General features: G+C 59.8%; 11 protein-coding genes and 3 tRNA genes. 7 read left to right on the top strand and 7 right to left on the bottom strand.

Annotated elements, in window-relative coordinates:
* Nucleotides 1-20: 20 nt before the first annotated feature.
* From MSL71_RS03315 to tig, 6 genes are all read right to left on the bottom strand, one after another.
* Nucleotides 21-98, bottom strand: a tRNA-Asp gene (locus MSL71_RS03315).
* A gap of 5 nt (nt 99-103) precedes the next feature.
* Nucleotides 104-179 (bottom strand) — tRNA-Val (locus tag MSL71_RS03310).
* A gap of 106 nt (nt 180-285) precedes the next feature.
* Nucleotides 286-2,676, bottom strand: a complete 2,391-nt coding sequence (gene lon, locus MSL71_RS03305; RefSeq protein ID WP_180137233.1) for an endopeptidase La — start codon at nt 2,674-2,676, stop codon at nt 286-288.
* A 261-nt stretch (nt 2,677-2,937) separates the two neighbouring features.
* Nucleotides 2,938-4,182: an ATP-dependent Clp protease ATP-binding subunit ClpX gene (gene clpX, locus MSL71_RS03300; RefSeq protein ID WP_180137232.1), complete on the bottom strand. Its 1,245-nt coding sequence runs from the start codon at nt 4,180-4,182 to the stop codon at nt 2,938-2,940.
* Between the two features lie 3 nt (nt 4,183-4,185).
* Nucleotides 4,186-4,800 carry an ATP-dependent Clp endopeptidase proteolytic subunit ClpP gene (clpP, locus tag MSL71_RS03295; protein ID WP_180137231.1) on the bottom strand — a complete coding sequence of 205 codons (615 nt, stop codon included), beginning with the start codon at nt 4,798-4,800 and terminating at the stop codon, nt 4,186-4,188.
* 60 nt (nt 4,801-4,860) lie between these two features.
* Nucleotides 4,861-6,198 carry a trigger factor gene (gene tig, locus MSL71_RS03290; protein WP_180137230.1) on the bottom strand — a complete coding sequence of 446 codons (1,338 nt, stop codon included), beginning with the start codon at nt 6,196-6,198 and terminating at the stop codon, nt 4,861-4,863.
* A 428-nt stretch (nt 6,199-6,626) separates the two neighbouring features.
* On the opposite strand from tig, the gene MSL71_RS03285 reads away from it, so the two are divergent.
* Both MSL71_RS03285 and MSL71_RS03280 read left to right on the top strand, forming a co-directional pair.
* Entirely contained in the window at nt 6,627-7,316 is a 690-nt protein-coding gene (locus tag MSL71_RS03285) for an N-acetylmuramoyl-L-alanine amidase family protein (protein WP_180137229.1), read from the top strand.
* Between the two features lie 63 nt (nt 7,317-7,379).
* Nucleotides 7,380-7,456: transfer RNA gene (locus MSL71_RS03280), tRNA-Pro, on the top strand.
* A 99-nt stretch (nt 7,457-7,555) separates the two neighbouring features.
* Here MSL71_RS03280 and MSL71_RS03275 read toward each other — a convergent pair.
* Nucleotides 7,556-7,873, bottom strand: coding sequence for an STAS domain-containing protein (locus MSL71_RS03275; RefSeq protein ID WP_180137228.1), 318 nt, complete (start codon nt 7,871-7,873; stop codon nt 7,556-7,558).
* Nucleotides 7,874-8,445: 572 nt separating this feature from the next.
* Between MSL71_RS03275 and lnt the strand changes: the two genes are divergently transcribed.
* The 5 genes from lnt (at nt 8,446) to MSL71_RS03250 (ending at nt 13,729) form a co-directional block, all read left to right on the top strand.
* The gene (gene lnt, locus MSL71_RS03270; protein ID WP_180137227.1) at nt 8,446-10,053 is read left to right on the top strand and encodes an apolipoprotein N-acyltransferase; all 1,608 of its coding nucleotides are present in this window, start codon (nt 8,446-8,448) and stop codon (nt 10,051-10,053) included.
* A gap of 192 nt (nt 10,054-10,245) precedes the next feature.
* Nucleotides 10,246-11,347, top strand: a protein-coding gene (gene prfB, locus MSL71_RS03265) for a peptide chain release factor 2 (protein ID WP_425484392.1) whose coding sequence is annotated in 2 segments (ribosomal slippage) — nt 10,246-10,302 and nt 10,304-11,347 — 1,101 coding nt in all. Because the reading frame shifts where the segments join, the coding sequence is not laid out codon by codon here.
* Nucleotides 11,344-11,892, top strand: coding sequence for an HD domain-containing protein (locus MSL71_RS03260; protein ID WP_180137226.1), 549 nt, complete (start codon nt 11,344-11,346; stop codon nt 11,890-11,892). The genes prfB and MSL71_RS03260 overlap by 4 nt, the downstream gene beginning before the upstream one ends.
* An 81-nt stretch (nt 11,893-11,973) precedes the next feature.
* Nucleotides 11,974-12,933 (top strand): thiamine-phosphate kinase, encoded by a 960-nt coding sequence (thiL, locus tag MSL71_RS03255; protein ID WP_180137225.1) that lies wholly within the window; start codon nt 11,974-11,976, stop codon nt 12,931-12,933.
* 16 nt (nt 12,934-12,949) lie between these two features.
* Nucleotides 12,950-13,729 (top strand): TatD family hydrolase, encoded by a 780-nt coding sequence (locus MSL71_RS03250; protein ID WP_180137224.1) that lies wholly within the window; start codon nt 12,950-12,952, stop codon nt 13,727-13,729.
* The last annotated feature ends 379 nt before the right edge of the window (nt 13,730-14,108 follow it).

Below are 14,108 nucleotides of genomic sequence, written 5' to 3'. Positions count from 1 at the left end.
AACCCTTGTTCTTTTTATGGTGGCGGGAGTGACGAGACTCGAACTCGCGGCCTCCAGCGTGACAGGCTGGCGTTCTAACCAAACTGAACTACACCCCCGCAGGTGGTGGGCGATGCAGGGCTCGAACCTGCGACTTCAACCTTGTAAGGGTCGCACTCTACCAACTGAGTTAATCGCCCGTTGCCGTGAAGGCTTTCGCCCTCAGGAACGAAGCCTTTTTAGCAATATTCATCGGGTCACGTCAAGGGAATAAAGTGACCCGATGTTATTTTTTTTTGCCACGGATCAGACGGGCTCCGGGCTGGTGAAAAGGCTGGTTCCTTCAGGCGTGATAAGGGCTTCGTTTAACACGTCATCCAGATGGTCGGCCGGAACAACCTCCATTTGCTTGAGGATGGAGGCCGGAATCTCTTCCAGGTCCTTTTCGTTTTCTTTGGGGATGATCACCTTTTTCAGTCCCCCGCGGTGGGCGGCAAGGATCTTCTCCTTGAGGCCCCCGATGGGCAGGACACGTCCCCGGAGGGTGATCTCACCTGTCATGGCCACATCTTTGTCCACGGGGTATTTGGTAAAGGCGGAGACAAGGGCCGTACACATGGTGATGCCGGCAGAGGGGCCGTCCTTGGGGATGGCTCCTTCGGGCACGTGGATGTGGATGTCCACCTTGCTGTAGAAGTCGTCGTCAAGCTTCAGCGCTGAGGACTTGGATCGCACGTAGCTCACCGCGGCCCGTGCCGACTCCTTCATGACGTCTCCGAGCTTGCCCGTAACCGTGAGGTTGCCTTTTCCGGGCATCAGGGCCGTTTCGATGCAGAGGAGCTCGCCCCCCACCTGGGTCCAGGCCAGGCCCGTGACAATGCCGATCTGGTCCTTCTCTTCCCCCTGGCCGTAACGGAAGCGGATGGGGCCGAGGTGTTTTTCCACCTTCTTCGGTACGATCTTCACCGGTTTCTTGGCCTTCTTCTTGACCACCTCCAGGGCGCTTTTCCTGCAGACGCCGGAGATCTCCCGTTCCAGGTTACGGACCCCAGCCTCCCGGGTGTAGTTGCGGATGATGTCGAACACCGCCTGGCGGGTAAAGTCGATCTCATCCACCTTCAGGCCGTTCATTTTGGTCTGTTTGGGAATAAGGTGGTCCTTGGCGATCATGTATTTTTCCTGCTCGGTGTAGCCGGGGATGCGGATCACCTCCATCCTGTCCTGCAGGGGCAGGGGGATGTCCGAGAGGGTGTTGGCCGTGGTGATGAACAGGATGTCCGACAAGTCGTAGTCCACATCAAGGAAGTGGTCGTTGAAGGTGTTGTTCTGCTCGGGATCCAGCACCTCCAGAAGGGCGGACGAGGGGTCGCCCCTGAAGTCGGTGCTCATCTTGTCCACTTCGTCGAGGCAGAAGACCGGGTTGTTGACCCCTGCTTTTTTCAGGTTCTGGATGATCTTGCCCGGCATGGCGCCCACATAGGTGCGGCGATGTCCCCGGATTTCCGCTTCGTCGCGCACGCCCCCCAAGGAGATGCGGATAAAGCGCCTGCCCGTGGCACGGGCAACAGAGCGTGCCAGGGAGGTCTTGCCCACCCCGGGAGGGCCCACCAGGCAGAGGATGGGGCCCCGCACTTTGTTGACCAGGGATTGGACGGCCAGGTACTCCAGGATGCGTTCCTTGGGCTTTTCCAGGCCAAAGTGGTCCTTGTTGAGGATGGACTCGGCCTCGGTGAGGTCGCTCTTGGTCTTGCTGCGGTTGTACCAGGGCAGGTCCAGCATCCAGTCGATGTAGTTCCTTACCACGCTGGCTTCGGCGCTCATGGGCGACATCATCTTGAGCTTTTTGAACTCCTGCTTCACCTTGAAGGCCGCCTCCTTGGAGAGGCGCTTGCCCTTGATGCGCTGCTCAAGCTCCTGGAGTTCGTCGTCGGCGCTGTCGTCGGCACCCATCTCCTTTTTGATGGCCCGCATCTGTTCGGTGAGGTAGTAGTTTTTCTGGGTCTGTTCGATCTGGTTTTTCACCCGGCCGCGAATTTTCTGACCCATTTCGAAGATTTCGCCTTCGCGTTTGATGAGCCCCAGAAGGATGTCCATGCGCTTGCCGATGTCCACCGCTTCCAGGAGGGTCTGCTTGTCGGCGACCTTGAAGGGCAGGTGGGAGGCGACGGTGTCGGCCAGCTTTCCGGATTCTTCGATGGCGGCGACTTTTCCGATGAGCTCTTTGGAGATGCTCTTGTTGAGCTTGGTGTACTCTTCAAAGGCATCGATGACGGCCCGGGACAGGGCTTCGCCCTCGGCTTCGGTCACCGGGGTCTCCGGCATGGGCTCGGCATCCACGGACAGGAATTCCTCGCCGGGGATAAACGAGACGATGCGGCCTCGGGCCTTGCCTTCCACCAGGGCCTTGACCGTGCCGTCGGGCAGTTTGAGAAGCTGAAGGATGGTGCCCACGGTTCCGACACTGCTGATGTCCTGCTCTTCGGGGTTGTCCACTCCGGCGATGCGCTGGGTCGACAGGAAAATGGTTTTGTTTTTTCCCATGGCCTCAGCCAGTGCGTTGACGGACTTGGTCCGTCCCACAAACAGGGGCACCACCATTCCGGGGAAAACCACGATGTCCCGCAGGGGAAGAATCGGAAGCGTCACACGGCTGGAACTGGAATCATCGTTTTTAAATATCTTCGGTATATTGATCATCGGAGCTTCTTCACCATCATCTGATAAGGTAGTTGGTCGAGGAGGAAGGGTCAGCGGCCTGAAGGGCACGTGCAAGGATGGTCCGACAGGGGATCGCCGATCAAACCGGGGCCCTTTCCGCACCGCTAAGGGGCGGAAAGGGCGTTCAACCGGATTGTGCCGGCCAGAGGGCCAGGGGAACAGTCACCCGCGGGGGCCTGAAGGACGGGGCCGGGCCTGCGCCGGTTCGTCAGGTGATTCCGCGGAGGGGTTCCGTGTTCCTCAAGCCTGCTGCTGAGGTGTTTCGTAGAGAATGATGGGGTCCTCTTTTTCGAGGATCACATCTTCATTGATCACGCACTCGCTGATGTTTTCCAGGGAAGGGATTTCGTACATGATATCAAGCATGGATCGCTCGAGGATGGCCCGAAGGCCGCGGGCACCGGATTTTCTCTCCACCGCTTCGTGGGCGATGGCCTTCACCGCGTCGTCGGTGAAACGGAGCTTCACGTCTTCGAACTCGAAGAGCTTCTGGAACTGCTTGATCAGTGCATTCTTGGGTTCCGTCAGGATCTTGATCAGTGAGTTTTCGCCCAGCTCGTTCAGGGTGGCGATGACGGGAAGACGTCCGAGAAATTCGGGGATGAGCCCGAACTTGATGAGGTCTTCCGGTCGAACCATCGTGAGGAGTTCACCCAGGCTCTTGTCTTGCCGGCTGGTGACCGTGGCCCCGAAGCCCAGCGCTTTTTCGCCGGTTCGCCTCTGGACCAGTTTCTCCAGGCCGGTAAAGGTACCGCCGCAGATAAACAGGATGTTGTTGGTGTTGATCTTGACAAAGTCCTGCTGCGGGTGCTTCCGGCCCCCTTTGGGGGGGACGCTGGCCGTTGTTCCCTCGATGATCTTGAGGAGGGCCTGCTGCACCCCTTCCCCGGAGACATCCCGGGTGATGGAGGGGTTGTCGGAACGCTGGGCGATTTTATCGATCTCATCGATGTAGACAATGCCGCGTTCGGCCCGTTCTACGTCGTAATCCGCATTCTGGAGCAGCGAGAGGATGATGTTCTCCACGTCTTCGCCCACGTAGCCTGCCTCGGTGAGGCTGGTGGCGTCGGCAATGGTGAAGGGCACATCCAGGAATCGCGCCAGGGTCTGAGCCAGGAGGGTTTTCCCCGAACCGGTGGGCCCGATGAGCAGGATGTTGCTCTTCTGCAGCTCCACTTCCGATGAGCTCATGGCCGAGTCCAGCCGCTTGTAGTGGTTCCGGACGGCTACGGAGAGGACTTTCTTGGCCCGATCCTGCTCGATGACATACTCATCGAGGCGCTCTTTGATCTCCTTGGGGGTCAAAAGCACTTCGGGGCTCTGGGGCTCCTTGATGCCTTCATCCTCAATGATCTCACTGCAGAGCTGGATGCATTCGTCGCAGATATACACTGCGGGACCGGCGATGAGCTTCTTGACTTCTTTCTGGTTTTTACCGCAGAACGAGCAGAAAAGCTTATCATTTCCGTCCGACTGTTTTGTCATGGATTACTCCTCCGATTTTACAAGGTTCGCCAGATCTTCCCTGTTCTTGACGACATGATCGATGAGGCCGTACTCCTTGGCTTCCAGGCCGGACATGAAGAAATCCCTGTCGGTATCCGCCTGGACTTTGTCGTAGGGCTGCCCTGTGTGGGTAACCAGGATGTTGTTGAGTTCTTCGCGCATGCGGAGAATCTCCCGGGCGTGGATTTCGATATCCGTCGCCTGGCCCTGGGCTCCACCCAATGGCTGGTGAATCATGATACGGGAGTTGGGAAGGCTGTATCGTTTTTTCTCAGCCCCTGCACACAGGAGCAGGGCCCCCATGCTGGCGGCCTGGCCGATACAGACGGTAGCAACCTCCGGTTTGATGTATTGCATGGTGTCGTAAATAGCCATACCGGCTGTTACGGAACCCCCCGGGGAGTTGACGTACAGGTAGATGTCTTTGTCAGGATCTTCCGATTCCAGGAAGAGTAGCTGCGCCACCAGCAGGTTGGCGACTTCATCGTTGATGGCGGTGCCTAAGATAACGATCCGGTCTTTGAGAAGTCGTGAATAGATGTCGTACGACCTTTCACCTCTGCTTGTCTGCTCAACTACCATGGGGATAAGTGGCACGAGTGTCTCCTCCTTGGTGAAAGGCTGCCCCAAAGGGCAGCCCTTGGTTTTAATTCGGCGTTACGCTTCGTCCGCTTCCGCGGCGTCTGCGTCTTCGAGCGTTGGTTCCACTTCGTCAACGTCGCTAATCTCAATAATAAGACGCACTGCCTTTTTTTCAAGCAGGGTAAGCTTCAAAACATCGATTTTGTCGGGGTTGGCCTGGTAAAAAGCGTGGATGGCGTCCACGGGCTGGCCCACCATGGCGGCCATATCGGCGTAGCCTGCTTCGAGCTCCTCGTCGGTGAGCTCCATCTCTTCCTGCTGGACGATGGCGGCCAGAAGGAGGTGACGTCGAACCTGCTTGTCGGCCAGCTCACGGTACTGATCGCGGAGCTCTTCGCGGCTCTTGCCAAGCTGCTCGATGCTCATACCGTTCATCTGGAAGGCGCGCTCGGCCTCGGCCAGGATGGCGTCGAGTTCGTACTCGATCATGATGTCGGGGACGTCAAACTCATGGCGCTCGATGAGGGTGGAGAAGATCTGCTCGTTGAGCTCCTGCTCCATTCTCTTTTCGTAGTTGGCGGTGAGGTTTTTAACGATCTCTTCCCTCAGGACGTCAATGGAGTCGAAGGGACCCATGGTCTTGGCGAATTCGTCGGTGAGCTCGGGGAGCACCTCTTCCAGGATCTGGTTGAGCTTCACCTTGAAGGTGAGGGTGTTGCCCGCCAGGTTGGAGTTGACGTAGGTGTCGGCGTAGGTGATCTCGAACTCTTTTTCGTCCCCGGCGTTCATGCCCACGAGCTGCTCATCGAACTGGTTGCTCATGGCCGCAGCACCGATTTTCATCTGCTGGTTTTCCACCAGGGGGGTGTTCTCGAAGGACTCGCCGTCCTTGAAGCCCTCGTAGGTCAGCACGGCGTAGTCGCCGTCTGCTGCGGGACGGGCCTCGGCGATGGGCTCGCGCTTGGCGCCGTTGCGGCGAAGCATCTGAAGCTGGGCTTCGATCTCTTCGTCGGTGGCCTTGTAGAGGGTCTTGGTGATTTTCATCTCTTTGAAGTTGATCTCGCCGAGTTCGGGGCGGAGTTCAACGGAGGCGGTGAATTTGAAATCAGCCGCAGGATCCAGCTCAGGGGCCTCCACCAGTTCGGGCTGGCCGATGATGCTGTACTCTTTGTCACGGATCGCTTCCATGAGAGCGGACTGGATCAGTTTGGAGACGACGTCGCCGTGGACATCATTTTTATACATGCGCTCCAGAACGGAACGGGGGGCCTTGCCGGGGCGAAAGCCTTTGACCTTGGCTGTTTTCTTCAGCTGGTTGTATGCTGCATCCAGTTCGCCGACAACGGTTTCATTCGGCACTTCGATATGCAGGGTCTTCTTGACGCTGCTGACGTCTTCTACAGTAAAATTCATTGTGATCCTTTCCACTTCGGCACCCTTTCGGCCTGCCTGGAACCAGGCGGTCGACATGCGCCTTGATTGCTGCTGACGTTACCCCACCCTTTGGTCGGCAAAAGGTGAATACCCGTAAGGGCCGCGCGAGGGTGCAGCCCTGTTTCATAATGTCATCATCTCCCGGTACCTGCCGGGTTTCGGCATGGGGCTCGGGGGATGTTTTTTCCTGTTCAAATGCCGCTTTATCTTTTATAGTTTTCAGCGGCGTTGAACGCCTGAAAGGGCCTTGGAATCAAGATTTTGGGCGATTCTCGGGGGCCCTGGGTTAAATCTGTGTATTAAAGCCAAATTTTTCGGGCAATGTCAAATACTATTGGTGAAGGGCGTGATGAGAAGGGGCTTCGGGTTTCATCCTCCCCGCGCAGCGCCGCCGAAGGGGTGAAGGAATGCTCAAAAGTGGAAGGGGGCCGAAGGCCGTGGCCTTGGTTTCCGCCTGTGTCATGGTTCTGCTGCTTGCCGCGGCAGGTTATGGGGGGGAGAGGCCCGTGGTGGTCCTGGATCCCGGTCACGGAGGCGAAGATGTCGGGGTGACCGGTTCCTACGGGTCCCGAGAGAAAGATGTGGCCCTGGCACTGGCCCTCGAACTGAGGCGGCAGCTTGGACTCTCCTGTGATGTGCGCCTGACGCGGGAGTCGGACAGCACGTTGTCCGTCATGCGTCGGGTCGAGCTTGCCAACAGCTTCCACGGTGACCTCTTGGTTTCGTTGCACGCCGGTGGGGGGCTCTCCCGTGATGCCAACCGCATCGCCCTTTTTGTTCAGCAAGAACCCAAGGGCCGTGCGACGGATCCGGGCCGTGATAACGGATGGGACGGAGGCCATCGGCCTCATATTTCGGAGAGCCAGGCCCTGGCCACGATGCTGGAGCGGCCCCTGGCCCTTCTTGACGGGTATGAAGGGGTGGATTACTCGGCGGTCCCCCTGGGAATAGCCAGGGGTGCCGGAATGCCGGTGGTGCTTTTGGAGGTGGGAAACCTCACCAATCCCCGTGAGGAGGGGCGGCTCGAAAGTCCCGAGCACCTCCGGCGGGTGGCAGCTGCCGTGGCTGCCGGGATCGACGCTTATCTCCTGCGCTGAGCTGATGGTGGTATTAGCCCTTGCATGGGCCAGGCAACTGTGTTAGTTTCCCTGTCGTTTAATCGGGGCGTAGCGCAGCCTGGTAGCGCGCCTGCTTTGGGAGCAGGATGTCGCAGGTTCGAATCCTGCCGCCCCGACCAGATTTCTTGAAACCACCCCTTGAAAAAAGGGGTGGTTTTTTTATGGCCGAAAAAGGCCGCCCGTCCCCTCCTTTCGGCTTGGCCGACAATCCCCTCGCCTCAGGGTGAATCTCCTGCCTTTTCGATGGTAAAGTGTCGATCCAGGCGCATGGTCGTGAAAAGCCCGTAAATGTCTTCGGCAATGTTGATCACCTTCAGGGTGGCGCCGTGCTGGTCCAGGGTGTTGTGGGTGGCGATGATCACACCGATCCCCACGGAATCCACCATCTCAACGCCATGCAGGTCGATGGTCAGCTCCTCCAGCTCTTCGGCAATCTCACCGTTTAGTTCCGATCGAAATTCGCCGGCCATGGAGGCGACAATATCTCGTCCCGGGCGAATGGTTACGCGACGGTCATCTCGAATGATTTCACTCATGTTCCACCTTTTCGTCGTTAAAATAAGGATGGGGTTGTGGCGTCATTTGGTTGTTCGGGTTGTGGGCCGGGCATGCCCCGGCCTCTTGTCCGGCAATCCTGGCGGTGCTGCGCACGCCGTGTCACCTGTCGAAGGGGTGGGCTCGAAAGAGGGGGATGTCAGCGCGAAATGGCGGGGCTGTCTGGCCCGTTCGTCGACGTATCGGTTCCGCTGAGGTGTAACGGTTACACGGTTTATGGTTCCTGGGGATTGGGACAGTGCCCTTACGGTGTGAGGCGTTTCCGGGAATTAAGGCCGCAGCCTCCTCATCAAGGGTGCATATATGGCTATTTTTACCACACCGGTTGGGAAATCACAAATAAAAATATGGCCCCAACCGCTTGTCCTTATGAGGAATTCGGTGGCTGGCGCGGGCCCCGGGGCGCCGCAAAATCCATTGACACCCTGCCCGCGGCTGGTCAATAGTTGGCACCTGAGGGCCGTTGGCAGGCCCGTATCCATGGAAGCCGCAAGGATTGAATTCAGCCGGAGCCGACGGCTCCGCATCTCATCTCACGTGAGGAGACAAACAGGTGGTATCTTTAAACGACATCGCCGTATGGCGGGGGGAGTCAAGTTCCCGCATCCGGTCGGAGCTGTTCTGGGCATGTGCCGGGGCCCTTCTTCTGACCTTTGCCTTTCCCGGCCCCGCCCTGGGGCTGCTGGCATGGGGGGCCCTTGTCCCCCTGATCGTGATTTCCCTGACCTCTGACCCCAAGCGGGCCTTGCGGGTGGGGTACCTCACCGGTGTCTTCCATTATCTGGCCCTGCTGCGCTGGGTGGTGGGGACCATTCACCAATACGGTGGTATCCCCTGGATTGCTGGGATTGCCGCCCTTCTCCTGCTCTGCCTTTACCTTGGCGCCTATGTCGGGGGCTTTGCCTGGTGCCTTGCCCGCTGGCGACGGGGCGGGCTTTATTCCCTGGTGCTGGCCCCTGTCCTCTGGGTTGCCCTGGAATACCTTCGCACCAAGGCCCTCACCGGGTTTCCCTGGGGACTTCTGGGCTACACCCAGCAGGATGCCCTGGCCCTTATTCAGCTGACGGATGTCACCGGAGTGTACGGGCTTTCGTTCCTCGTGGTTCTGGTGAACACGGCCCTGGCCCTGTGCGTGGTACACGGAATGGGGCAAAACGGCGACGGGCATTCCGGTTCGGGGTGGGGCACACCCGTGCTGGCTGTGGCTCTGGCCGCTGCCTGTGTGGGCGGGGCCTTTGCCTACGGCACCCATCGCATGGCCCAGGTGGATGAAGCGCAAGGCAAGGCAAAGGCCTTGAAGGTGGCGGTGATTCAGGGAAATATCGATCAGGCGGTCAAATGGGACGCAGCCTACCAGACCGCAACCATCAAGACCTATCAGGCGCTTTCAACGGAAGCCCTGGCCAAAGAGCCCGACGTGATTGTATGGCCCGAAACCGCCACACCTTTTTATTACCTGAACCCCGTGGACGGGCTCCTGACCCGCGAAGTGAACCGGGGGCTGGCCAAAGGGGATGCGGACTGGATCCTGGGAGCCCCTGCGGCGGAACGCGCAGGGCAGGGGTGGCGCTATTTCAACCGGGCCTATGCCGTCACCTCGGAAGGGGCGGTCATCGGCAGCTACGACAAGGTGCACCTCGTCCCCTTCGGGGAGTACATCCCGTTTCAGAACCTGCTTTTTTTCATCAAGCGCCTGGTGGCCTCGGCCGGTAATTTTTCTGCCGGGACCAAGGGAGACACCATCAGGGGCTGGGACTGGCACGCCGGGATCCAGATCTGCTTTGAGTCCATTTTCCCGGAGCTCTCCGTGGCGTCGGTGCGGTCTGGGGCGGGGCTTCTCATCAACCTGACCAACGACGCCTGGTTCGGTCGGTCCGGGGCACCTTACCAGCACTTTCAGATGGCCCGTTTCCGGGCGGTGGAGACCCGAAGGGCCCTGGCCCGCAGCGCCAACACCGGCATCAGCGGGTTTGTGGACCCTGTGGGGCGCGTGAGCGGGGCCACGGACCTGTATGAAGAGGCCTGGCGCGTGGCCTCCCTTCCGGTGATGACCCTGACCAGCCTGTATGTGCGCTACGGTGATTTTTTTGCATGGCTTTGTGTTGCCATGGCCCTTGCTTTCGGGCCGGTGGGCGGGGGCATCAGGCGGCGATTTCTGTGAAAGGCCAGGGGCTTTTCCGGGGGGCATGAAAAAACGGTTTCACTGTCTGGGGATCAATGGTAGATAGGGGAGTTGAGGCCGGGTGTGTACCGGCTGGTAACCCATTGCTCTGCAATCGTTGCCCCGTTCGGGGGGCGTTGCTGAGGGCGTGGGCAGACGATTTTGACGGCAAGCCCTTTAAGGAGATAAAACATGTCAATTGAGTTGAAACAGGCATTTCGAGAGTTCAGTACTCGCCTGGGACAGCTGGGAGGTTGTCTTTGACCTGCCTGGCAAAGAGTTTCGACTAAAAGAACTTGAAGCCCAGGTGTCCCACAAGGACTTCTGGAACAATCCCGACGCCACCACCGCCGTTCTCAAGGAGCGGTCCTTCCTGACCACCCTTTTAGAAAACTGGAACGAGCTTTCAAAGGACATCGAAGACGGTGAACTTTTGCTGGAACTCGCCATGGAAGAGGGCGACAAGGAGACCCTTGAAGAGGTGGCGCGTCATGCCGACGGGATTGATAAGCGACTGAAGAGCCTCTCTGTTGAGATGATGCTCGATGGGAAAGATGACGATCGAAACGCCATCGTTTCCATCAACCCCGGCGCAGGGGGCACCGACTCCCAGGACTGGGCCGAGATGCTGTTGCGCATGTACACCCGCTGGTGTGAGCACAAGGGGTTCAAGGTGACCATGGTGGACTACCAGCCCGGTGACGAAGCCGGGATCAAGGGTGCCACCTTTACGGTGACCGGGACCAACGCCTTCGGCTATCTGAAGGTGGAGAGTGGTGTGCACCGGCTGGTGCGGATCTCTCCCTTCAACGCCAACGGCAAGAGGCAGACCTCCTTTTCGTCGGTTTTCGTCTGTCCCGAAGTGGACAACGAGATCGTCATCGACGTCCAGGAGAAAGACCTGCGCGTGGATGTCTTCCGGGCCAGCGGTGCCGGCGGCCAGCACGTCAACAAGACGAGCAGCGCCGTGCGCATCACCCACATCCCCACGGGGATCGTGGTGCAGTGCCAGCAGGAATCCTCCCAGCATCGGAACCGCGAAATCGCCATGAGCGTGCTGCGTTCCCGCCTCTACCAGGTGGAGATGCAGAAGGTGGAGTCTGAGATGCAGGAGATGCACGACAACAAGGACGAGATCGCCTGGGGCAGCCAGATCCGTTCCTACGTCATGCATCCCTACCAGATGGTGAAAGACCATCGCACCGATGAAGAGAGCGGAAACATCAAGGCCGTCATGGACGGTGCCCTGGATCCCTTCATCGAAGCCGCCCTGATGGCGAGGCGCAAGCGATGAGCGTGGACGTCGACGCCATCTTGAAGGCCCACTACGGCAACGGGTCGGAAGCCCTTGAGGTGCTTTTGACCCACAGCCGCTGCGTGGCCGACAAGGCCCTGGCCGTGGCTCACCGGGTGGCCCACCTGAACCCGGACCTCCGGTTTATCGAGGAGGCTTCCATGCTCCACGATATCGGCATGGTCCGCACCTGGGCGCCGGGCATCGGATGCCGGGGGGAGGCCCCCTATATCCGTCACGGCGTCATCGGCGCCGAGATGCTCCTGGAGGCGGGGCTTCCCCGTCATGCCCGCGTGTGCGAGCGCCATACCGGGGCCGGGCTCTCGGCCCGGGAGATCATGGACGCTGATCTGCCCCTGCCCCACCGGGACCTCCAGCCCGAAACCCTGGAAGAGAAGATCATCTGCTACGCCGATAAATTTTTTTCCAAAAACCCCGACACCCTGACCGTTGAAAAACCCATGGACAAGGTGCGACGCCTCATGGCCCGGTACGGCGACACCCAGCTTGAGCGATTCGAGGCCATGGCCAGCCTCTTCGGCTGAGCTCGCCGCCCGACCCCACCCGGGGTTGCCCTGGCCGTCGCACCCCATCCCATGCGTACCCCACACACAAAGGCGCTTCCGTTGACTTCAGACCCCAAAGAATCCGGAGAATTCGGGCTCATCGATACCCTGGTGACGCGGCGGCCCCACAGGGCCAGCCTTTACCGCCCCTGTCGCGTGGCCGCAGGGGACGATGCCGCCCTTCTGGCCTGGCTTGCCCAGCCTGTGATCACCACCGACACCCAGCGGGAAGGGGTGCACTTCCGTCGCGACTGGCAGACCCCCTTTGAGATCGGCGCCAAGGCCGTTTCCGTCACCTTAAGCGATCTGGCCGCCTCCTTTGCCAGGCCCGTGGCCCTGTTTGTGAACCTGGGGCTTCCGCCCACACTCCCCGGGGCCGTGGCCGAAGAGCTCTACGACGGCCTGGGGCATGCGCTGGAGCGTTACGGGTGCGACCTGGGCGGGGGCAACACCTCGCGGGCCTCCGAGCTCTCCCTGGATCTTTTTGCCGTGGGCGAGGGCCAGGGGCGCATGCCCCGTCGAACAGACGCCTGCCCCGGAGACCTGGTGTGCGTCACCGGTCCCCTGGGTCTTGCCCGGGCCGGTCTTCGGTGCCTGGAAACCCAGGAGACCCGTTACCCTGAGCTTGTGAAGGCCTTTAAAGAACCTGCGGCCCGGTTCGATGCGGCCGAGGTGCTGAGAAAACACCGGGTGCGCTGCGCCATGGACATCAGCGACGGCCTTGCCGGAGACGCCGGGCATCTGGCCCGGGAATCCAAGGTGAGCCTGGTTTTTGATCTGAGGCCGGACATGGCCCACGGCGCCCTTACCGACTGGTGCGGGGCCACAGGGGAAGACCCCCTTGCGTACATGGCCTCCGGGGGAGAAGAGTACGAGTTGCTTTTTGCCTGCAACCCGGATACCCTTGCGGCCATCGAAGCCGATTTACCCGGCGTGATGTGCGTGGGCCGTGTGACGGACCGGTCCGGCTCGCCCCTTTCGGGCCTTCCGGACGATGCATCCTCTTTTGAACACCGATGAGCAAAGCAACAGCGATATGCGTATTATAGACAGTCATTGTCACCTGGATGACAAGAGTTACCAGAACGACCTTCAGGAGGTGGTGGCCCGGGCAGAGGCCGCCGACGTGGTCAGGGCCATGGTGGTGGGGGTTTCCGAAGCAAGCTCCCGGCGCTGCGCGGCCCTTGCCGACAATTCTGATTTTTTCTACGCCTCCGTGGGCATCCACCCCCACGACGCCGCCGATACCGATGAGGGCGTCCTGACCCGCCTGGCCGAACTGGCCAAGGGGGACAGGGTCAAGGCCTGGGGTGAGTGCGGCCTGGACTTCAACCGCATGTACTCCCCGAAAGACGTGCAGGAGACGTGGTTTGTCCGTCAGCTTGAGGTGGCGCAATCCCTTGACCTTCCCCTGATCTTTCACGAGCGGGACACCGAGGGCCGGTTCCTGGAGATGCTCTCCGCCCACCGGTTCGACGGCCTGCGCGGCGTGGTCCACTGCTTCAGCGGCTCCACCCAAGAGATGGAGGCCTACCTGGACATGGGGCTCCACATCGGGGTCACGGGCATCGTCACCATCCAGAAGCGGGGCGAGCACCTCCGGGAACAGGTCCTTGCCATCCCCCGGGAGCGCCTTCTCGTGGAGACCGACGCCCCCTACCTCACCCCCGCACCCCACAAAAACAAGGTGCGGCGAAACGAGCCCGCCTTTGTCCGTGAGGTGCTCTTCAAACTGGCCGCGGTTCGCGGCGACGACGTGGAACTCCTTGCCGACACCGTCTGGAACAACACCACAGCCCTGTTTGACCTTTCGTGAGGGAACCTGCTCAGCCCATGTTTGCCTCCGGCGGCCAAGGGCTGAGCCCTTGGATCCCAGGCTCGCGAATGCTCCCGGCCTTCGTTCCTCAGGCCATCGCATTCGCTGACGGGCTTCGCCCGTGAACCCAAGAGAAACGCGGGTGTTTTCCTTGGCGAAAGAGAATACAAAAAAGCCCTGATGATTCTTGCAGATCATCAGGGCTTTTTGCGTGTTGTCGCGTGAATTCATCAACGTCGTACCCTGGGAGCCAGGGGATCATTTCCTGGCAGCCGGAGGCTGCTCTATCCACCAACTGTAACCATGGAAGACAGTCCGGTTAAACCATCGGCTTTTGTATCGGGCGAAGCGCAAGGGCAATCAGCTTTCGAGGTGGCTC

This window comes from Desulfoluna butyratoxydans (genome assembly GCF_900699765.1).
Classification (GTDB): domain Bacteria; phylum Desulfobacterota; class Desulfobacteria; order Desulfobacterales; family Desulfolunaceae; genus Desulfoluna; species Desulfoluna butyratoxydans.
This window is presented reverse-complemented; position numbering and strand designations above follow the sequence as displayed.

What these genes read in the sequence shown, in the direction of transcription:
- lon (WP_180137233.1), bottom strand. Translation starts at nt 2,676, where the DNA reads ATGATCAATATACCGAAGATATTTAAAAACGATGATTCCAGTTCCAGC.
- clpX (WP_180137232.1), bottom strand. Translation starts at nt 4,182, where the DNA reads ATGACAAAACAGTCGGACGGAAATGATAAGCTTTTCTGCTCGTTCTGC.
- tig (WP_180137230.1), bottom strand. Translation starts at nt 6,198, where the DNA reads ATGAATTTTACTGTAGAAGACGTCAGCAGCGTCAAGAAGACCCTGCAT.
- MSL71_RS03285 (WP_180137229.1), top strand. Translation starts at nt 6,627, where the DNA reads ATGCTCAAAAGTGGAAGGGGGCCGAAGGCCGTGGCCTTGGTTTCCGCC.
- MSL71_RS03275 (WP_180137228.1), bottom strand. Translation starts at nt 7,873, where the DNA reads ATGAGTGAAATCATTCGAGATGACCGTCGCGTAACCATTCGCCCGGGA.
- MSL71_RS03260 (WP_180137226.1), top strand. Translation starts at nt 11,344, where the DNA reads ATGAGCGTGGACGTCGACGCCATCTTGAAGGCCCACTACGGCAACGGG.
- MSL71_RS03250 (WP_180137224.1), top strand. Translation starts at nt 12,950, where the DNA reads ATGCGTATTATAGACAGTCATTGTCACCTGGATGACAAGAGTTACCAG.